The sequence below is a fragment of the Compostimonas suwonensis genome (assembly GCF_002797855.1).
Lineage (GTDB): Bacteria > Actinomycetota > Actinomycetes > Actinomycetales > Microbacteriaceae > Compostimonas > Compostimonas suwonensis.
This window is the reverse complement of record NZ_PGFB01000005.1, coordinates 62814-83381: the sequence shown is the minus strand read 5'-3', so window position 1 is coordinate 83381 and position 20568 is coordinate 62814. Positions and strand designations below refer to the sequence as shown.

Genomic DNA, 20568 nt, shown 5'->3' with positions numbered 1-20568 from the left:
CCATGACCCACGACCACACCGACCACGAGCACGGGTCGCACGATCACCACGACCACGGCTCGCATGACCACGGCGCTCACGACGAGCATCACCACCATGAGCCGCCGGCCGGAGCGACGAACCTGGTGACCTGTCCGGTGATGCCCGGCAACCAGGTCGACCCGGCCTGGGCCGAGCAGCGCGGCCTGTTCCGCGACTACCAGGGCACCCGGTACTGGTTCTGCTGCACCGAGTGCGGGCCGCTGTTCGACGCCGACCCCGCGCGCTACACGCACGCCGCCTGACCCGCGCCACTGAAGAAGGACGGCGCGCGACGTGGACACGGCGGTCGGGCTGGTGCAGGCCTATCTGCGGGTCAACGGCTACTTCACCGTCGCCGAATACCCGGTGCTGGACGCCACCGGGCCCGCCGGGCCGCGCACCATCACCGACCTCGACATCCTCGCCGTGCGCCTGCACCGGTCACCGGGAGCGTCCGGGACAGCCGACGCACCGCTCGACCCGGCCCTGGGCGCCGGGGGCGGGGCGGACATGATCGTCGGCGAGGTCAAGGAAGGCCGCCCGCACCCCAATCCGGCGATGCATGACCCGGCGGTGCTGGAAGCCGCGTTCACCCGGTTCGGGTGCTGTGCACCTGACGATGCCGCCCGGCTGGTCGCCGAGCTACTGGAGACGGGACGGACGGTGGCCCCGGAAGGGCACACGATCCGCACGATCGTGTTCGGCAACCCCACCTCCCCGCCCGGCTCGGGGATGCCGTGGCACACCGTCCCGTTCACTCAGGTGTTGCGCTACCTCGAAGACCACCTCAGCGCGCACTGGGGAATGCTCGGCCGCACTCAGATCAAGGACGACACCCTCGCCCTGCTGGCACTGCGGGAGAAGGCCCACCGGGCCGCGACCGGCGCTTCCCGCCGAGACGCGGACCGGTAGTGATGGCGCGCAGTCTGGCGGGCGGGCCCGCGCCAGTGCGCTCGGAGCGCGCCGCGGTAGTCTGGGAGCGGGAAGGAGTTCTGCCGTGAACCGCATGCGCGTTGTGCAGTCCCCATCGGGACTGCGGCGACTGCTGATGACGTTCGCGACCGCGCTTCTGCTGATCGCCGGCCTTCTGGCGATGCATACCCTCGCCGGCACGCTCACGTTCGGGCACGACGCCGCTGGCGTAGCTGCCAGCGAGGGTGTCGGGGCTTCCTATGCCCCCGGCTCCGACATGGGGTCCACCACTCACCCGGCGAGCACCCTCGATGGTGCGGCCGTGATGGGGACTGGCGCCACCGCCGACCATTGCTCAGGGGATTGCGGGGCCTCGGGCGGGGTGCCGGATCATTCGATGCTGATGATGGTGTGCGTGCTCGCGTTGCTGGCCGCCGCCATCGTGCTGCTCGCCCCAGTGCTCCTGGCGCGGCTCGGCGTCGCGCTGGCGCTGCTGCGCTTGCACGGGCGCACCGTGCTGGCGGCGCTGCCGCATCCGCGACCACCCTCCCTCCTCGTCCTGTCGATCAGTCGAACCTGATTCCCGGCCTGCCCGGCGCGATCTTCGTGCCCGGCAGGATGCCTCGGCCTGCCCACTCGCGGCAGCAGGAATCAACTCACCCCAATCGACTGACAGACAAGGACACCCACCATGCGTTTCCGCACTCTCGCGCTGACGACCGGCGCGCTCACCGCCGCGCTCGTGCTCGCTGGCTGCGCCCCGACCGGCGGCTCCATGCCCGGCATGGATCACGGCTCCGGCGGCATGACCAGCAGCACCCCCTCGGCCACCGCCGACGCCGCGTTCAACGCCGCGGACGAGATGTTCGTGACGATGATGATCCCGCATCACGAGCAGGCCATCCAGATGGCCGACCAGATCCTCGCCAAGGACGGCATCGACGAGCGGGTCGTCGACCTCGCGCAGCAGGTCAAGGCCGCCCAGGACCCCGAGATCCAGACCATGAAGGGCTGGTTGGAGGACTGGGGCATCCCCTACGACGACTCCATGTCCGGCATGGGCGGGATGGAAGGCATGGACCACGGCGACGGGATGATGTCTGAGGAGGACATGGCCGCCCTGGATGCCGCGACCGGCGTCGAGGCGACCCGGCTGTTCCTGGAGGGCATGATCACCCACCACCAGGGCGCGGTCACGATGGCGCAGATGGTGCTGGACAACGGACAGAACCCGGATGTCGCCACGCTGGCGCAGCAGATCATCGACGGGCAGACCGCCGAGATCACCACGATGCAGGGCATCCTCGCCACCCTCTGACCCGGACCCTCGGGCGGAGCGGTCACTACCCCGACTCGCTCCGCCCGAGACCCGACCGCGTGCCCGCCGTCGCGGGCCGCGTCGGATTGTCGAAAGGCCGTCATGACTTCTCGGACCCTCGCCGCTTGTTTCGTGGCCATCTTCCTCGCCCTGGTCATCTTGTCTGCGGGGACCATCCTCGTCATCCAGGCGATCGCATGAACCGTCGTCTCACGATCACGACGCTCGCTGCTGCGGTGGCGCTGCTGGTCACTGGCTGCACGAGCCCGACGCCCCAGACGTCCGCGTCGCCGAGGTTGGAGGACCTCGGACATGTGCACGGCATCGTCGACGCCGGTGACGGCACGGTGCTGCTGGGCACCCACACCGGCCTGTACACGCTGACCGAGGACGGCACCGTTGCCGGACCGGTCGGCGGCCATGACTTCGACGCGATGGGCCTGACCCGCGCCGGCGACATCTTCTACGCCTCCGGCCATCCCGGCCCCACCACGCCGCCGGAGCTCGGCGCGCCCAACCTGGGCGTGCTGCGCAGTACCGACGCGGGGCAGTCGTGGGAGCCGGTCGCGTTCACCGGGCAGGAGGACTTCCACGTTCTGACCGCCAGCGGTGCCGGGGCGATCTACGGGATCGGGTCCAGCTCGATCACCGTGCGCACGAGCCCCGACGGCGGCGCCACCTGGATCGACGGGGCCGAGCTGCCCGCCGCCGACCTCGCCGTCGCCGCCGACGGCACCCTCTACGCGGCGACCCAGGAGGGCGTGCAGGAAAGCCGAGACGCCGGCGCCACCTTCACCGCCGTCCCGGATGCCCCGCTGCTGTATCTGCTGGAGGCCGATTCAGGTGGCGGGGTCGTCGGCGTCGACACCGAGGGCAGCCTGTGGCGCCTGGTCGACGGCTCGTGGACACGCCTGGGCACCGCCACCGGCACCGTCCAGGCGCTCGGCGTGACCGCCGACGGCGCGATCGTGCTCCTGGACGACCGCGGCATCGTCTGGATCCGCGGCACCGTGTCCACCACCGCCCTCCCGGCGAGTGCATCATGACCACCATCCACGGCAGCGGCCCGACCGGTCGCAGATCGGAAGGAGACCGACCATGACCCCTACGACAGCGGCGAGCAGCTGGGCGCGCCGCGCCGGACCCGTCGACCCCGCGGCACTGGACGCGGTGGACGCATGGTGGCGGGCGGCGAACTATCTGAGCATCGGCCAGATCTACCTGCAGGGCAATCCGTTGCTGCGCCACCGCCTCAGCCGGGACGACATCAAGCCGCGGCTGCTGGGGCATTGGGGCACCACCCCGGGCCTGAACTTCCTCTACGCCCACCTGAACCGTGCCATCCGCGACCGCGACCTGAACACCCTGTACGTGACCGGGCCGGGGCACGGCGGCCCGGGCATGGTCGCCAACGCCTACCTGGACGGCACCTACACCGAACGCTACCCGGGCATCGAACGCACCGAGGACGGGCTGCGGGCGCTGTTCCGGCAGTTCTCCTTCCCGGGCGGGATCCCCTCGCACGCGTCCCCCGAGACGCCCGGGTCGATCAACGAGGGCGGGGAGCTGGGCTACTCCCTCGTGCACGCCTACGGGGCCGCGTTCGACAATCCGGACCTGCTGGTCGCCTGCGTGATCGGGGACGGGGAGGCGGAGACCGGGCCGTTGGCGACCGCGTGGCACGGCAACAAGTTCCTCAACCCCGCCCATGACGGGGTGGTGCTGCCGATCCTGCATCTGAACGGGTACAAGATCGCCAACCCGACCGTGCTGTCGCGCATCCCCGAGGAGGAGCTGGTCGCGCTGCTGCGCGGCTACGGCCACGACCCCCACGTCGTCACGGTCGGCTTCGATGGCGAGACCCCGCAGGAGTCCCACGCGGCGTTCGCGGCGGTGCTGGATGCGGTGCTGGATGAGATCGCGGACATCAAGGCCGCCGCGGCGGCCGGGACGCTGGCGGGGCGGCCGGCGTGGCCGGCGATCGTGCTGCGCAGTCCGAAGGGGTGGACCTGCCCGAAGGTGATCGACGGTCTGCCGGTGGAGGGCACCTGGCGGGCCCACCAGGTGCCGCTCGCCGAGGTCCGCGACACCCCCGAGCACCTGCGGATCCTCGAGGACTGGCTGGCGTCCTACCGCCCGCACGGGCTGTTCGACGTGACCGGCGCCCCGCGCCCGGCCACGGTCGCGATCGCGCCGGAGGGGGATCGGCGGATGAGCGCGAACCCGGCCGGCAACGGCGGACAACTCACGATCCCGCTGCGGCTCCCGGACTTCCGGGAGCACGCCCACCCGGTCGACCCCGCCGCGCGCGGCGCGTCGACCGGGGAAGCGACCCGGGTGCTGGGCGAGTGGCTGGCGGGGGTGATCCGGGACAACCCGGACAACTTCCGCATCTTCGGCCCGGACGAGACCGCCTCCAACCGGCTCGCCCCACCCGTCTACTCGGCGACGGGCAAGCAGTGGAACGCGGCTGTGGAGCCCGTCGACGAGCACCTGGCCCCGACCGGGCGGGTGATGGAGGTGCTCAGCGAGCACCAGTGCCAGGGCTGGCTCGAGGGCTACGTGCTCACCGGCCGGCATGGGCTGTTCAATTGCTACGAGGCGTTCACCCACATCGTCGACTCGATGTTCAACCAGCACGCCAAGTGGCTGGAAGCCGCCCGGGAGGTGGCCTGGCGGGACCCGATCCCGAGCTTCAACTACCTGCTCTCCAGCCATGTCTGGCGGCAGGACCACAACGGGTTCTCCCACCAGGACCCCGGGTTCATCGACCTCGCCCTGAACAAGAGCCCCGACATCGTCCGCGTCTACCTGCCGTTCGACGCGAACACGCTGCTGTCCACCTACGACCACTGCCTGCGCTCGGCCGGCTACATCAACGTCGTCGTCGCCGGGAAGCAGCCCGCCCCGCAGTGGCTCACGATGGACGAGGCGATCGAGCACTGCACCCGCGGGCTGGGCATCCTGCCGTGGGCGGGCACCGAGACCGAGGGCACCGAGCCGGATGTGGTGCTCGCCGCCGCCGGCGACGTCCCCACCCTCGAGGTGCTCGCCGCGGCGGCGCTGCTGCGCGAGCACGTCCCCGATCTGAGAGTGCGGGTGGTGAACGTGGTCGACCTGACCCGGCTGCAATCCGAGGACCAGCACCCGCACGGGCTGCCGGACCGGGAGTTCGATGCGATCTTCACCCCCGACAAGCCGGTGATCTTCGCCTACCACGGCTACCCATGGCTGATCCACCGGCTCACCTACAAGCGCGCCGGGCACCAGAACCTGCACGTGCACGGCTTCCAGGAGCGGGGCACCACCACGACCCCGTTCGACATGGTCATGCTCAACGACCTCGACCGGTACCGGCTCGCGATCGACGTCCTCGACCACGTCCCGGGCCTGGCCGCCCGCCACGCGGAGCTGCGGCAGCAGCTGCAGGACGCCCGCCTGCATGCCCGCGCCCACACTCGCGAGCACGGCACCGACATTCCCGCCGTCGCCGACTGGCACTGGCCCCACCCCGACACCACCGACCCCGCCATCGGAAAGGAACCGAAATGAGCGACACCAGAACCGTGACCCTGCAGGTGGGTGGCATGATCCGCGCGACCTCCAAGAACGTCACCGAAGCCCACCTGGGGCGCCAGCCCGGGGTGATCAGCGTCGACGCGAACCCGGTCTCGCAGACCGCGACCGTCACCTACGACCCCGAGACCACCTCGGTCGCGCACCTGCAGCAATGGGTCATCGACTGCGGCTACCACTGCGCCGGCCAGTCCGTCCCGGACCACATCTGCGATCCCGCGCACGACCCGCACGCCCACCCTGCCCAGGCCGCACCCGACGAGCACGCGGACCACGGTGCGCACGCCGGAGACGCTGCGCACGCAGGGCACGATGCGCACGCTGACGCCGACCAACCCGAGGTCCATCAGCATCACGCCGGCACCGGCGCCGCTGCCGAACACCCGAGCGGCTCGGGCTCCGACGACCACGCCCACGCGGGGGAAGCGGCCGCGCACGCGGGCCGCGCCGGGGCGGCCGTCGCCGGCGGGCACGATCACGGTGGGAGTGCGGCGGCGGGCCATAGCGCGCAGGACATGATGGGGCACGGCGGGCACCACGGCGGCATGTCGATGGAGTCGATGATCCGCGACATGCGAAACCGGTTCCTGGTCGCCCTGATCCTGTCGATCCCGATCACCTTGTGGTCCCCGATCGGGCGGGAGGTGATCGGGTTCGAGGTGCCGGCCCCGTTCGGGCTGCGCGATGACGTGTTCATGCTGATCCTGTCGCTGCCGGTGATCTTCTACTCGGCGTGGATCTTCTTCGACGGCGCCTACCGGGCGCTGCGGGCGAGGACGCTGGACATGATGGTGCTGGTCGCGGTGGGGGTCGGCGCCGGCTGGCTCTACAGTCTGATCATCACCCTGACCGGCGGCGGCGAGGTGTTCTACGAGGCTGCGACCGTGCTGGCCACCTTCGTGCTCCTGGGCCATTGGGTGGAGATGCGGGCCCGCGGCGGGGCGAACGACGCGATCCGCCGACTGCTGGAGCTCGCGCCGGCCCGCGCGGTCGTCCTCCGCGACGGCAACGAGGTTGAGATCCCCACCTCCGAGGTCGTCCCGGGCGATCTGATGCTGATCCGCCCCGGTGCGAAAGTCCCCACGGACGGCACCGTCGAGGAGGGCGAATCCGAGGTCGACGAGTCGATGGTCACCGGCGAATCCATGCCGGTGGAGAAGGCCCCCGGCGCCGAGGTGATCGGCGCGACCGTGAACACCGTCGGCACCCTCCGGGTGCGGGCCACGAAGGTCGGCGCCGACACGGCGCTGGCGCAGATCGTGAAGCTCGTGCAGGAGGCGCAGAACTCCAAAGCCCCAGGCCAGCGTCTCGCCGACCGGGCCGCGTTCTGGCTCGTCCTGGTCGCCCTGATCGGCGGCACCCTCACCTTCCTGGTGTGGTTCCTCGCCGGGGCCGAGCTGCCGATGGCGATCCTGTTCGCCATCACCGTCGTCGTCATCACCTGTCCCGACGCGCTCGGCCTGGCGACCCCGACCGCGATCATGGTCGGCACCGGGCTCGGTGCCAAGCGCGGGGTGCTGTTCAAGAACGCCTCCGGGATCGAGACCGCCGCCCACATCGACACGGTGGTGCTGGATAAGACCGGCACCCTCACCAAGGGGGAACCGGAGGTCACTGACTATCTCCCGGTCGGGATGGACGACCTCGAGCTGCTCTCCCTCGCGGCCGCACTCGAGCGGGAGTCCGAGCATCCGCTGGCCAAAGCGATCGTGCAGTACGCCGACAGCCGTGACATCCCCCGCCGCACCGCGACCGCGTTCCGCAACGTGACCGGCCAAGGCGCGACCGCCACCGTCGACGGGAAGCAGGTCGTGCTTGGCAACGCCCGCCTGATGGCCGCCGAAGGCATCGACATCTCCCCGGTCGCCGCGCAGCAGCAGGCCCTCGCCGACGGTGGACGCACCGCGATCATGTTCGCCGTCGACGGGCAGATCGCCGGCGTCATCGCTCTGGCCGACGCGCCCCGCGACACCGCCAAAGCCGCCATCGACGCCCTCCACGAACAGGGCATCGAGGTGGCCATGCTCACCGGCGACAACAAACCCACCGCCGACCGCATCGCCGCACTGCTGGGCATCGACACCGTGATCGCCGACGTGCTCCCCGAAGACAAATCCGCCAAGATCGCCGAGCTGCAGAAGACGGGCAAGAAGGTCGCGATGGTCGGCGACGGCGTCAACGACGCCCCCGCGCTGGCCCAAGCCGACCTCGGCATCGCGATCGGCGCCGGCACCGACGTCGCGATCGAGACCGCCGACGTCGTCCTGATGCGCTCCGACCCGCTGGATGTCGCGATCGCGCTCAAGATCGGCAAGGGCACGCTGCGGAAGATGCGCCAGAACCTCGGCTGGGCCGTCGGCTACAACGCGATCGCCCTGCCGATCGCGGCCGGCGTGTTCTACCCCGCGTTCGGGATCATGCTCACCCCCGAGATCGCGGCGATCAGCATGTCCGGCTCCTCCGTCATCGTCGCCGTCAACGCCCTCCTCCTCAAGCGACTGCGGCTACCGGCACAACCCAGCGCAAGCGCCGCGCCAACGGCTGTGCTCGAGAACGAGGTGCAGCCGTGAGCACGAGTCGTCCTGTGCTCAGCGCGTCCCTCACCCGCCGTGGCTTCCTTGGCGTCAGCGTCGGCGCGCTCGCCACCGTCGCCCTAGCGTCCTGCGCGCCGGCAGCGACCTGGGTGCAACCGGACGGCACTCCAGTGAAGGATGCGGAGCGGCGACGTGGCGGCACCGGCAAGGTCACCACCGCGACCCTTGCCGCCGCGCCGCTCGTGCTGGACCTGGCCGGCAAGACAGCCGCCACCTGGGCCTTCGGCTCGACCCCGGCCCCAGTGATCCGCCTCGGCGCCGGAGACACCCTCCAGGCCACCGTCCGCAACCAGCTCGACACCGACACCTCCGTGCACTGGCACGGGATCGCGCTGCGCAACGACATGGACGGGGTGCCCCCCGTCACGCAGGAGCCCGTCGGCGCCGGCGCAGCCTTCGACTACGAGTTCATCGTCCCCGACCCTGGCACCTACTGGTTCCACCCCCACGTCGGCGTGCAACTGGACCGCGGCCTCTACGGCGCCCTGATCGTCGAGGACCCGAACGAACCGCTGGCCTACGACGACGAATGGGTGATCATCCTCGACGACTGGCTCGACGGCGTCACCGCCACCCCCGACCAGGTACTCGAAGAACTCTCCGCCGGGATGGGTGACATGGGCGGAATGGACGACATGTTCATGCGGATGGGCAACACGCTCATGGGCGCCACCTCCGACCTGCTCGGCGGCGACGCCGGCGATGTCTACTACCCCCTCTACCTCATCAACGGGAAGCCGGTCGACGACCCCACCCAGTTCACCGGCAAGCCCGGCGACCGGGTCCGATTGAGGATCATCAACGCCGGCAGCGACACTGCGTTCCGTCTCGCAGTCGGCGGCCACGGTTTGACCATCACCCACAGCGACGGGTTCCCCGTGACCCCGGTGGAGGTTGACAGCATCCTGATTGGGATGGGCGAACGCTACGACGCGACCATCACTCTGGGCGACGGGGCGTTCCCGCTCATCGCTCAAGCCGAGGGGAAGCGAGCTCGCGGCTTTGCGGTCATCCGCACCGCCGCCGCGGCCACTGCCCCGGCGGCCGACGTGAGCATCCCGGAGCTGAGCAGCAGCCGAGTCGGGACCGCGCAGCTGCTGGCCGCCGACAGCCGTGCGGCGCTGTCCTCCCGGCAGCCTGACCGGTCCATCGCGATCGCGCTCACCGGAGGGATGGCCGACTACGACTGGGGCATCGACGGGCGGCGGTTCGACATGACCCAGCCCCTGGACGCAGCGCACGAGATCCGGGAAGGCGAACGCGTTCGGCTCACGATCACCAACGACACCGAGATGTGGCACCCGTTCCACCTGCACGGGCACACATACCAGCACCAGGACGACGGCCCGCGGAAGGACACCTCGATCATCCTGCCGAAACAGACCCTCACCGTCGACTTCGACGCCGACAACCCCGGCCTCTGGATCGCGCACTGCCACAACATCTACCACGCCGAAACCGGCATGACCACTGTCATCGGCTATCGGTCGTGACCACGGCGCAACCTACCAGAGGCCACCCAGCTGGTCGCATCAATGAACGCGTGACGGCGCCAGTGAACCGACGGGATGCGGCCGCACCCCTGCAGGATCTTGACGGCACCGGCGGCCGCTACGTTATTGGCAGGCCGGCCGGGCCGCCGTTGTCGGCGGTGGAGAGCGTGCGCACCGAACGCATCCACCGCGCGGTGTTCGGGCACGCCAAGATCGTCCACGTCCTCGAGGGCGCGGCACATATCGAGACAGCCACAGGCATCCACGAGCTGACGCCGGGCTTCGCGATGACTCTCGGGGCCGGCATGTGGTGCTCAGTGCGTCCGGCGCCAACTGTGCGGCTATGGACCCTGTTCTTCGACGAATCCTTCCTCCGCTCGCACATGCGATGGGTGCTCGCCGACATCACGCGGGTCCGCCCAGGCCTGCATCCCGACGCGTGGGACGGCTCGGCACTCGTGCTGCAGCCCGGCGTGGACATCCTGCACCGCATCGAACCGCTCTGGCGCCAGATCAGCCTCGTGAACGAGACCGCGCCACCGGAGGTCGCGACCACGCGACTGATCTCTCTGTTCTCCCGCGCTGTTGAGATCGCCCTGCCAACGCTGCTCGCCGAGGACGGCGCCGTGCCGGACAGGTTAGTCCTCCCAGTGCGCGGCCGGCTCGCGCAGCCGCCGATCGCTCGCCCCGTGCGCCGCTCGGTCGAGCTGTTGCGCTCGCGCATGGCCGAGCCGTGGACGGTCGGCAGGCTAGCCGCGGAGGTGGCCGTCTCCCGCGCCCATCTCACGCGCGGGTTCACCCAGCAGGTCGGCGTCGCCCCCATGCGGTTCCTCATCGAGATCCGCCTGACGGAGTTCACGCGACTAATCGAGGAAACCGACCTGCCTATCGCCGACGCATCCCGGCAAGTCGGATGGAAGGACGCGCGAGTTGCGGCAGTATGGTTCCGCAAGCGCTTCGGAATCACCCCCAGGCAGTACCGGCGGCATCCGCATCCTTCCTGCACCGGCGCGATGCCGTGTGAGTCGTGCCGTGGCGTGTGCGCCCTCACCCCGGTCCTTGAGCCCGTAACGCGTGCCGTGTCGCGTGATTCGCGCCGCGACGCTCACATTCGGCGTCTTCCCTAGACGACCTCTGCGCCCTGCCGGTAGGCCGGGCTGATACGTCCGGTTCACCGCTGCGCCTGACGGCGCACTCACCGATCGTCCGTCTGCCCGCTGCGAGGTGAACCTCGCGCACCTCATGGTCGCAAGCCATGAAGCGAGCCTCGGATCGGGGGCGCAGGGAGGAGGTCGGCTATGGACATCGGCACCGTGCTGCGCGCCGTCGCCTTGATGCCGTTGCCGGACGCGGCACGGACGCTCGCCGAGGCCGGCGTCCCCGCCTTTCCGTGCCGGCCTCGCGGCAAGGAGCCGCGCACTGAGCACGGCTTCCACGACGCGAGCGCCGAGCCGCGTCAGGTCGCTGCCTGGTGGCGGCGATGGCCGACGGCGAACATCGGCGTTCCGACCGGCGCCGTCTCCGGGTTCGAGGTGGTCGACGTCGACGTCCATCCGGCCGGGACCGGGTACGCCGCATTCGGTCGAGCGCAGCGCGCCGGCCTGATCGACGGATGGGCCGCGCTGGTGCGCTCCCCGTCCGGCGGATTGCACGCCTACTACCCGGCGACCCCCGGCGTCCCGCACCGTTCCTGGCAGGCGCCGGCCGCGCACGTCGACTTCCGCGGCGATGGCGGCTACATCGTCGTGCCGCCTTCGACGGTGGTTGGCCACAACGGGGAGCGCTCCTACGCCGTGATCGCCACCGCGAGCTCCGACGCGCTCCCGGTCGACGCGCCCGCCTTGCGTGAGCTGCTGGACCCGCGTCCGGCGCCCGCTCCGTGGGCGGGGCCGAGGGATCGTGTCGGAGACCTGGACCCTGAGCGGCTGGCTCGGTGGGTCGCCGCGCGCGGGGAGGGCGAACGTAACCGTGCCCTGTTCTGGGCGGCGTGCCGCGCCGCCGAGGCGGGCGTCTCGTCCGCGGACGCGCACGCCGTCCTCGGGCCGGCGGCCGAACGGGCTGGCCTGCCGGTGCCGGAGATCACCACGACGATCCGATCCGCATACCGGACCGTACTGCCGCACGCGCCGGCCCGGCCCGCGCTCGCGGGCGGGTCGGCGGCAGCGGCGCAGCCCCCGATCCGGGCGGCCTTGTGAACGGTCAGCCCCAGGTGCGGCGATTCGTCGTCGGCACCGCGATTGCGGGAACGGTGTTCATCGCGATCGGTGCGTTCTGGCTGTCCTTCACCGCACTGGCGGATCTCGCGCGTCGCTCCGGGATCGACGATGCGCAGGCATGGGCCTGGCCCCTCATCGTGGACGGCATCATCGTCGTCGCCACGGTCGCGGTCGTCGCCCTCGCCGGGCAGCGCACGGCCTGGTATCCGTGGCTGCTGCTGATGGCCGGCGCCCTCGTGTCGGTCACCGCGAACGCGATCCACGCGATTGTCGCCGCCGACGCGGATGTGCCGGCAGTACTCGCCGCCTCGGTCGCCGCCGTGCCGCCGCTCGTGCTGCTCGCGATCACCCATCTCACCGTCGCCCTTACCCGGGCCCGCCCGTCCGTTTCCGAGCCGGCCCCGGAACCCATGCCGCACTTTAGTGCGGAGCCGGCCGAACCGGCGGAGCCGCCGGCGTCCGGGCGGGAGCTCGCCGTAGTGCTGCGCGACGAGGGCTGGTCGAACAAGCGGATCGCTCGGCACGTCGGCGTGCATCCCTCGACCGTGGGCCGGTGGCTGGGAGCGCGCACCTCTCCGATAGCGATCACCGCGACCGCCGACACGGAAGGAACGCCCTCATGAGCGACGCGATCCACGACGGGCAGCCGTCTCACGACCACCTGCGCGCGGCCGGCCCGCAGCTGGTTCGCCCGGCCGCCGAGCGGTCAGAGCCGGACGTGTCCGAGCTCGCGGTGCATGGCGACCCGTCCCGTCAGGCTGCGGGCACGTCGCCGGCCGCGACGTCGGCCCGCAGCACGGTGGCGTGGGTGCGTCCGACCGACCTGTTCGTCAGCCTGAGCGGGCGCGCATCGAGCCGGGGCATCGACTTCCAGGCGGAGCTGGCCCGCCGGACCCGGCGGCTGCCGTCCAACGCGGTCGCGGTCTCCCGTCGCGGGATCGCGCGCCGCTCGCACCGGCTCGCCCCGGTGACCGCGTTCGGTGTGAACACCCCGGCCGCGCAGACCTCGCTCGAACCCCTCGGGCTGAAGTAGGCCGGAGCCCCAGTATGCGCACCTTCCTCAGCGTCCGGCCGGCCGCTGGGGAGTGCCCGCGCACCTACCTGTCACACAGGAGGTGCCCGATCATGCTGCACACCACTCAGCCCGCGTTCGCCACGAGCGAGGGACTTCGCGTTCTGCTCGTCCGCCTGCACGACGCCGGCCCTGGCGCATGGCGCTCCGACCCGGAGGCGGCGGCGCTGATGCAGTACACGATCCGCAAGTACGCGGGCCTGGCCCGCAAGCACCGGCAGGAGCCCGAGGACGCCGCCCCGGCCGCGTTCGACGCGATGCGCTCGTCCTCGGTGCGCCGTGCCGACGACCCGTGGGCGGTCGTCACCCGCGCGGTGGACATCACCCTGAAGGCCGACGAGCAGGCCGCCGGGATGCTGTGCTCCACCCATCAGGCCCGCCGCGCCGAATACTCCGGCTTCCACGAGGCCGAGCGGTTCTCCGACCGGGAGACCTCGATCACCGAGTACCACCCGGCGTTCCGCGTCGATGCACCCGAGGACACAGACGACGAGAGCGACGACCGCTCCGAGCAGGCACGCCGCGCCCTCGAGGAGACCATCGCCCTGTTCGTCGCGCTGGACTGGCCCGAGGACCTCACCCGCGCCGCGATCGAGTACATCAGCGGACGGCTCATCGAGACCGGATCGCGGCGAGCCGCCTACGAGTCGCTGCGCCGCGACAAGCACGCCCGCGCGCTGCTGGATATGCCGCGGGTGTCGTGGACGACACTGCTGCGGGTCGTGCTCGGCAGCCCGGACCCGACGCTCGCGGCGACCAACACCGGCCGCGGAGTGCTGCTGCGCCTGACCCGCGGGTATCCGGTCGCCGAGATCGCCGCCGACGACGACCTGGCCCTGACGATCATCCTCGCCAACCCGATCACCGTCCGCGGGGGCGAGGTGTGATGAGCGAGAGCGACCCGACTGCCGGGCACATCGAACTGGAGTGGTCTCTCGACGCGATCCGCATGGGCTATCGGCACCGGCGCGAGCAGGGCAACATCCCGGAGCTGGCGGAGTCGATCCGTCGTCAGGGGTTCCTGCACCCGCTGACGATCGCCCCTGACGGGCTGCTCATCTGTGGCGGACGGCGCTACTTGGCGGCGCAGTACCTCGGGCTGAAGACCGTGAACGTGTGGGTGCGCACCGGGATCTCCGACAAGCTCTCCCTGCTGCTGGCGGAGCAGGACGAGAACCAGCTCCGCCTGGACTACACCGACCTGGAAAAGGCATCTCTGTACCGGGAGCTGCGCGCCGAGCTCGCCGCGGACGCCGCCCGCCGCCAGGAGGCCAGCAGGTTCACCGCGGAAGGAAGAAACCCCAGGTCAGACGGTGCCGCCGAATCGACGGCACCGCAGACTGAAGCCGGTGACACCCGCGAGCAGGCGGCGCTGATCGTCACCGGCAAGAAGGGATACACGAAGCTGGAGCAGATCGGCCGGCTGGAGGAACTCGCCGCCGATGCGGCGCAGCCGGCGTCCGTGCGCGAATCCGCCCAGGCCGGGCTGGACGCGATCGGCCAGGGCGGACCCGTCAGCCCCGCCTACCGGCGGGCGCAGGCCGAGCAGTCCCTCGCCGAACTGGAGCGTCTGGCCGAGGACGACACCGAGCCCGGCGGGGTCCGCGACGCCGCGGCCCGCGCGCTCGCCCGCTTGCGCAGCCAGCAGGCCACCACCCGCGCGGCCGGACTGGAGCGCGTCGCCGCCGAGACGCTCGCCCGCGTCCGCGGGGCGACCAAGCGTCGCCCCGCCCAGACACTGACAGCCGCAGGGCCGGATGAGGCAGCCCGCTACCCGGTGCGGGTGTTCGTCGCCACCGTGGACGACTTGCAGGGCTTCACCTCGCACTTCGATCCCGTCGAGCTCGCCGCCGCGCTCGACGAGGAGCAGTGGGCCGGGTTCGAGGCCGTGCTCGACGCGCTGAACGAGATGGCCGAGCAGATGCGCTCGGCACGCGCCCACCGTCTGATCGCCCTCTGAGCGAGCGCGGGGACGCCCCGCGCACCTGGACAGCATGGAGCTGACCACCCGACCCGGACGCCGCACCCGCCTGATCCTCGCGCTGATCGCCGCCGGCCTGCTGCTGATCCTGGCGGGTGTCGGCGTGTACGGGCTGCTGGCCGGCCCCCGCCGCGACGCCCCGCCCGCCCCGGCCCCGAGCACCTCTTCCACACCGAACCCGTCCGAGACATTCCCGACGGCGGACGAGCCCGCCGCCGTGCGGCTCACCCATAACCCAGAGCAGTTCGCTCGGTCGGTCGCGGCCACCCTGTTCACCTGGGACGCCGGAGCCGGCTACGGGCCGCTGGACATCGCCGACGTCCTGCTCGAGGTCGTCGAGACCAGCACCGGGGAGCAGAACGGCCTCGCCTCGGACATCACCGGCTACCTGCCGACGAGTTCCGCCTGGGCGCAACTGCGCGGCTACGCCACCCGGCAGAGCCTGACTATCGACAGCATCGGCGTGCCGGATGGGTGGGCGGACGCACTCGCGCAGGCCCGGCCCGGCCAACTGCTACCGGGCACCACCGCGTTCACGATCGACGCGACCCGGCACCGCACCGGCATCTGGAACGGGCAGCAGATCACCTCCGAACATCCGGTGTCGTTCACCGTGTTCATCGTCTGCTCCCCACCGGCGCCGGAGTTCTCCACCGGGCCGTGCCGGCTGCTGCGGCTCTCGCAGCTCGACAACCCGCTGCGGTGATCGGCGTGAAGAAGCTCGCCCTCGCCCTCGCGCTGCTGATCTTCCTCGGCCCGTCGCCGGCGCTGCTGGCCGTCGGGCTACTGGTCAACCCGGCCATGCAGGCCGCGGCATGCCTGCCCGGCTCCCTGACGGTCGGTGCCATCCCGGAGGAGCTGACCGCGACCGCGGCGGACGGCACCTCGATCACGCTGACCCGAACGCAGCTGACCCATGCGGCCACGATCATCACGGTCGGCGGGCGCACCAGTGGCGTTGGCGCGCCGGGCGTCGTCATCGCGTTGATGGCTGCCCTGACCGAATCGCGGCTGCGGATGCTCGCCAACACCGGCACCTATCCCGAGTCCGGCGACTACCCGAACGACGGGAACGGCGCCGACCACGACAGCCTCGGGCTGTTCCAGATGCGACCCGCCTCCGGCTGGGGAACCGTCGCGGAACTGATGGACCCCGACTACCAGGCGCGCGCGTTCTACGGCGGACCTGACGGCCCCAACTACCCGAGCCCGCGCGGGCTGCTCGACATCCCCGGCTGGCAGCAGATGGACCCCGGCGAGGCTGCGCAAGCGGTCGAGGTTAGCGCCTACCCCGACCGCTATCAGAACTACCGGCCGGTGGCCGAGACGATCCTGCGCGTCCTGACCACCCCGCCACGCGGAGGAGGCGGAGGCTCGGCCACCCCGATCGTGCCGGAGACCACCAGGATTGTGTTTCCGCTGCCGACCGGAACCTGGGTGAGATCCGACCCGTTCGGGATGCGCATCCACCCCATCACCGGTGAGCGGTCGATGCACACGGGGACCGACCTCGCCGCCGCGGACGGCACCCCGATCTTCGCGATCGCCGACGGCGTGGTCACCCACGCCGGACCATCCGGCGGCTACGGCAACCTCATCGTCATCGAGCACACGGTCGGAGGGCAACGGGTGGCGTCCGCCTACGCGCACATGTGGGCCAACGCCATCTACGTCACCGATGGGCAGACCGTGACGGCCGGACAGCACATCGGCGACGTCGGCTCCTCCGGGCAGTCCACCGGAGCCCACCTGCACTTCGAGATCCGCGAAGGCGGGTCGAACGCCGCTGCCGTTGATTCCGAGCCGTGGCTGGCCGAACATGGCGCGCTCGACCTGGACGCCGCCAGCACCTCTGCATGTCGCCCTGGCGCGGGGGTGGCCTGATGGACGTGTTCCCCGACTTCGGCGCCACCGGGGGCGCGACGGAACTGCGTCAGGTCATCGGAGCCCTGCTGATGTTCGTGCTCATCATCGCCGTGCTGATGCTCATCGTCTGCGCGATCACCTGGGCGCTGGCGTCCTCACACGGCAACTATCAGACAGCCACCCGCGCACGGACGGGACTGCTCGTCGCGCTCGGCACCGCCGTGCTCGCCGGCGCCGGCGTCGCGTGGCTGAACTGGCTGATCACCCTCGGCTCCGGTCTCTGACGCCCCCGCGGGACGGCCCGCGCACCTGACTCGCGAGAACCCATCCCTCGCGAACGTCAAGGAGCCCACCGTGATCGACATCGACCCCAACGGCACCGGCCTGCCCGGTATCGAGCAGCTGCGCACCATCGTCGGCGCGATCATGACCGTGGGCCTGATCCTCAGCGTCCTGGCCCTGATCGTCTCGGCGATCATCTGGGGCTTCGGCGCGAACAGCAGCAACCCCCACCTCGCCAGCCGCGGCAAGGTCGGCGTCCTGGTCAGCTGCGGCGCGGCGATCATCTGCGGCGCGAGCGTCACCCTCATCAACTTCTTCTGGAACGTGGGCCAGAGCGTATGACGGGCCGCCCGAGCGCGCACCGGGAGCGCCGCCCATGAGCGTGTGCGACATCCCCGTGATCTCCGGCGTCTGCGACGCCGTCGGCGAAGGCGTCGCCTCCCTGGTCGCCGCGCCGTTCGACTGGCTCGCGCAGGCAATGGGCGCCGCCGCGGGATGGCTGTTCGAGGCCGTGTGGTCCGTGTTCGACACCACGACCCTCGTCGACGTCACCGGCGCCGAGTACGTCGGCGTCTACAACCTGCTGTTCGGCGTCGCCATCTTCGTGATGCTCATCTTCTTCTGCCTCCAGCTCATCACCGGCCTGATCCGCCGCGACCCCGGCGCGTTGCCCCGTGCCGCGCTGGGGCTGGCGAAATCCGTGCTCGGCTCCTTCGTCGTCCTCACCCTGACCGGGACGCTGCTGGAAATCACCGACCAGTTGTGCATCGGCATCGTCCAAGCCACCGGCAACTCGATGGAAGACATGGGCGACAAGATCGCCCTCCTCGGCGGGGCGCTGGCCGGCATCAACATCGCCGCCCCCGGCGTCGGCGCGATCATCACGATCTTCTTGGCAGGGCTTGCGATCTCCGCCGCCGCGATCGTGTGGTTCTCCCTGCTCGTGCGCAAAGCGCTGCTGCTGGTCGCGATCGTATTCGCCCCGGTCGCCCTGGCCGGCGCGTCATGGGATGCGACCCGCGGCTGGTTCGGCAAGTGGGCGACGTTCGTGATCGCCCTGATCCTGTCCAAACTCGTCCTCGTCGTCGTCTTCCTCGTCGCCGTCGCCCAGGTCTCCCAACCAATCGACCTCGACCTCGCCTCCATCAGCGACCCGATCGCCGGCGTCGTCCTCATGCTCGTCGCCGCGTTCGCGCCGTACATGACCTACAAGTTCATCTCCTTCGTCGGGTTCGACATGTACCACGCGATGTCGGCCGAACAGGAGGCCAAGTCCGCCATGAACCGGCCCGTGCCGGTCCCGAGCGGGGGCGGTAACGGCGCGTCCCCGAAGAAGATCCTCGACGGCGGCGACGCCCCCTCTGGTGGCGGCCGGCCTGCGGCCCCCACCGGGGCACCCCCGAGCGGGACCGGGGGTGGCAGCGCATCAGCGGGTGGAGCGGGCGCGGGTGCTGCGGGCGGTGGTGCGGCCGCGGCGGGTGGCGGCGCGGCCGCTGCAGGTCCGATCGGCGCGGCCGTCGTTGTCGGCGCGAAGGTCGCAGGAGCCGCCGCGACTGCCGGACCCAAGGCCGGCAACGCCGTCGCCGCCGCAGTCGGTGGGCACGCAGACGCCGCCGAGCCGACCGCGCCCACCCCGGCCGCACCGCCGAGCAGCCCGCCGTCCGCTCCGGCGCGGCCGGCCGCGCCGGCATCGCCGCCGCCACGGCAGCCCGACCCGCCGGCCCGTCCGCAGCCCCCGGCGAAGAAGGAGTAGGTCATGGCATCTCGCACCCGAGGCGGCCATCGAGACGAACCCGAGCTGCACCCCGTGAAGTTCAGCCGGCTCACCCGCCGCGGCGTGCTGCTGGGCCTGTCGCTGTCGCAACTGCTCGTCCTCGCCGTCGCGGCGCTGTCGATCGTCGTCGCCCTCTACATGGGCGGCGGCATCCTGCTGGCCTACGCCGCCCCGATCTGCCTGCTCTGCGCCGTGCTGGCCTGGGTGCCTGCCGGCGGCCGGAAGCTCATCGAGTGGGTGCCGATCGCGTTGCGCTGGGTCTGGCGGACCACGGGCGGGCAACTGCTGTTCCGCGCCCGGATCGTCAAGCCTCGCCCGGCCGGCACGCTCGCTCTGCCCGGCGACGCCGCGGCGCTGCGAGAGTACCTCGACCCGGCGACTGACGCCGCGATGATCCACGACCCGCACGCCCAGACCCTGACGGCGGTGCTGACCGTAACCCATCCCGCGTTCGTGCTGCTGGACCCCAGCGAGCAGGAGCGCCGCGTCACGGGCTGGGGTCGGGTGCTGGCGACCTGCTGCCGGTCGGGACGGCTCGCGCGCGTGCAAGTGTTGGAGCGCACGCTGCCCGACTCCGGCAGCGGCCTGGCCGAGTGGTGGTCCGAGCACGGCCGCGCCGACGGCTCGTGGACCTCGACCGTGTACGCCGAGCTCATCGACCGCGCCGGCCCCGCCGGGGAGCTGCACGCCACGACGCTCTCGGTCGCGCTCGACATGCGCGCCGCAGCCCGCGCGATCCGCACCGCTGGCGGCGGGATGAGGGGCGCCGCCGCCGTGCTGCGCCAGGAAATGACCACCCTGTCCGCTGCGTTGCGCGCCGCGGACCTGACCCCTTCGGAGTGGGCCGGCCCCGGCGAGATCGCCGTCATGCTGCGCTCGGCGTATGACCCAGCCGTCGCGGCGACCCTGGAACGGCACCGCGACCTCGGCCGCAACCTCGCCACAGCCGGCCCCGTCGCACTCACCGAGAGCTGGCAGCACCTGCGCTCAGACTCCGCTTTCCACGCGGTGCTGTGGATCACCGAATGGCCCCGGTCGCTGGTGTATCCGGGGTTCCTCGCCCCGATCCTGCTGTCCTCGGGCGTGCGGCGCGCGTTCTCGCTGATCGCCACCCCGATCCGCTCCGACCAGGCCGCCCGCGACATCCGCAAGAAGAAGACCGAGTACATCAGCGACGCACACCAGCGTCAGCGGATCGGCCAGATCGAGGATGCGCAGCAGTCCGCCGAGTTCGAGGATGTCCTCCAGCAGGAAGCGGACCTAACCAGCGGCCACGGCATCCTGCGCTACACGGGCCTGATCGCCGTGTCCGCGCCGACCCTCGACGAGCTGGAGGGCGCCGTGTCCGCCCTCGAGCAGGCAGCGATCCAGGCGTCGTGCGAGACGCGCCGCCTGGTCGGGCAGCAGGCGGCCGCGTTCGCCGCCGCCGCACTGCCGCTGTGCCGCACCGTCTGACCGGCCCC

General features: G+C 71.2%; 20 protein-coding genes. All 20 read left to right on the top strand.

All coding sequences use genetic code 11. The annotated features are described in order from the left end of the window. Positions 1 to 2: 2 nt before the first annotated feature. The gene (locus CLV54_RS13955; protein ID WP_100345610.1) at positions 3 to 284 is read left to right on the top strand and encodes a YHS domain-containing protein; all 282 of its coding nucleotides are present in this window, start codon (positions 3 to 5) and stop codon (positions 282 to 284) included. 31 nt (positions 285 to 315) lie between these two features. Next, the gene (locus CLV54_RS13950) at positions 316 to 933 is read left to right on the top strand and encodes a hypothetical protein (RefSeq protein WP_100345609.1); all 618 of its coding nucleotides are present in this window, start codon (positions 316 to 318) and stop codon (positions 931 to 933) included. A gap of 94 nt (positions 934 to 1027) precedes the next feature. Beyond that, positions 1028 to 1513, top strand: a complete 486-nt coding sequence (locus CLV54_RS13945; protein WP_100345608.1) for a DUF6153 family protein — start codon at positions 1028 to 1030, stop codon at positions 1511 to 1513. A gap of 111 nt (positions 1514 to 1624) precedes the next feature. Continuing rightward, positions 1625 to 2251: a DUF305 domain-containing protein gene (locus CLV54_RS13940; protein WP_100345607.1), complete on the top strand. Its 627-nt coding sequence runs from the start codon at positions 1625 to 1627 to the stop codon at positions 2249 to 2251. A gap of 197 nt (positions 2252 to 2448) precedes the next feature. Continuing rightward, the gene (locus CLV54_RS17570; protein ID WP_157802977.1) at positions 2449 to 3297 is read left to right on the top strand and encodes a F510_1955 family glycosylhydrolase; all 849 of its coding nucleotides are present in this window, start codon (positions 2449 to 2451) and stop codon (positions 3295 to 3297) included. A 52-nt stretch (positions 3298 to 3349) separates the two neighbouring features. Beyond that, a complete protein-coding gene (locus CLV54_RS13930) occupies positions 3350 to 5803 on the top strand; it encodes a phosphoketolase family protein (protein ID WP_100345606.1) in 2454 nt (817 codons plus the stop codon). Further along, on the top strand, positions 5800 to 8397 hold the full coding sequence (locus CLV54_RS13925; protein WP_100345605.1) for a heavy metal translocating P-type ATPase: 2598 nt from the start codon (positions 5800 to 5802) through the stop codon (positions 8395 to 8397). Before CLV54_RS13930 ends, CLV54_RS13925 begins: the two co-directional genes overlap by 4 nt. Positions 8398 to 8411: 14 nt before the next feature. After that, the gene (locus CLV54_RS13920; RefSeq protein WP_211294561.1) at positions 8412 to 9914 is read left to right on the top strand and encodes a multicopper oxidase family protein; all 1503 of its coding nucleotides are present in this window, start codon (positions 8412 to 8414) and stop codon (positions 9912 to 9914) included. Between the two features lie 50 nt (positions 9915 to 9964). Further along, positions 9965 to 11041: a helix-turn-helix transcriptional regulator gene (locus CLV54_RS13915; protein WP_157802976.1), complete on the top strand. Its 1077-nt coding sequence runs from the start codon at positions 9965 to 9967 to the stop codon at positions 11039 to 11041. 171 nt (positions 11042 to 11212) lie between these two features. After that, entirely contained in the window at positions 11213 to 12109 is an 897-nt protein-coding gene (locus CLV54_RS13910) for a bifunctional DNA primase/polymerase (RefSeq protein ID WP_100345602.1), read from the top strand. Beyond that, positions 12106 to 12753, top strand: a complete 648-nt coding sequence (locus CLV54_RS13905; protein ID WP_245861742.1) for a DUF2637 domain-containing protein — start codon at positions 12106 to 12108, stop codon at positions 12751 to 12753. The genes CLV54_RS13910 and CLV54_RS13905 overlap by 4 nt, the downstream gene beginning before the upstream one ends. After that, a complete protein-coding gene (locus CLV54_RS13900; RefSeq protein WP_100345601.1) occupies positions 12750 to 13163 on the top strand; it encodes a hypothetical protein in 414 nt (137 codons plus the stop codon). The genes CLV54_RS13905 and CLV54_RS13900 overlap by 4 nt, the downstream gene beginning before the upstream one ends. Before the next feature lie 92 nt (positions 13164 to 13255). Next, positions 13256 to 14089: a hypothetical protein gene (locus CLV54_RS13895; protein ID WP_100345600.1), complete on the top strand. Its 834-nt coding sequence runs from the start codon at positions 13256 to 13258 to the stop codon at positions 14087 to 14089. After that, complete coding sequence (locus CLV54_RS13890) at positions 14089 to 15162, top strand: ParB N-terminal domain-containing protein (RefSeq protein WP_100345599.1); 1074 nt, start codon at positions 14089 to 14091, stop codon at positions 15160 to 15162. Before CLV54_RS13895 ends, CLV54_RS13890 begins: the two co-directional genes overlap by 1 nt. A gap of 34 nt (positions 15163 to 15196) precedes the next feature. After that, positions 15197 to 15889, top strand: coding sequence for a hypothetical protein (locus CLV54_RS13885; RefSeq protein WP_211294560.1), 693 nt, complete (start codon positions 15197 to 15199; stop codon positions 15887 to 15889). Positions 15890 to 15894: 5 nt separating this feature from the next. Further along, entirely contained in the window at positions 15895 to 17067 is a 1173-nt protein-coding gene (locus CLV54_RS13880; RefSeq protein WP_245861741.1) for a M23 family metallopeptidase, read from the top strand. Beyond that, positions 17067 to 17333: a DUF6112 family protein gene (locus CLV54_RS13875; protein ID WP_100345897.1), complete on the top strand. Its 267-nt coding sequence runs from the start codon at positions 17067 to 17069 to the stop codon at positions 17331 to 17333. The genes CLV54_RS13880 and CLV54_RS13875 overlap by 1 nt, the downstream gene beginning before the upstream one ends. 70 nt (positions 17334 to 17403) lie before the next feature. Further along, on the top strand, positions 17404 to 17673 hold the full coding sequence (locus tag CLV54_RS13870; RefSeq protein WP_045249057.1) for a DUF6112 family protein: 270 nt from the start codon (positions 17404 to 17406) through the stop codon (positions 17671 to 17673). Positions 17674 to 17707: 34 nt separating this feature from the next. Continuing rightward, positions 17708 to 19084 carry a conjugal transfer protein TrbL gene (locus CLV54_RS17820; RefSeq protein ID WP_100345596.1) on the top strand — a complete coding sequence of 459 codons (1377 nt, stop codon included), beginning with the start codon at positions 17708 to 17710 and terminating at the stop codon, positions 19082 to 19084. A gap of 3 nt (positions 19085 to 19087) precedes the next feature. Next, positions 19088 to 20560 carry an SCO6880 family protein gene (locus CLV54_RS13860; RefSeq protein ID WP_100345595.1) on the top strand — a complete coding sequence of 491 codons (1473 nt, stop codon included), beginning with the start codon at positions 19088 to 19090 and terminating at the stop codon, positions 20558 to 20560. Positions 20561 to 20568 lie beyond the last annotated feature (8 nt).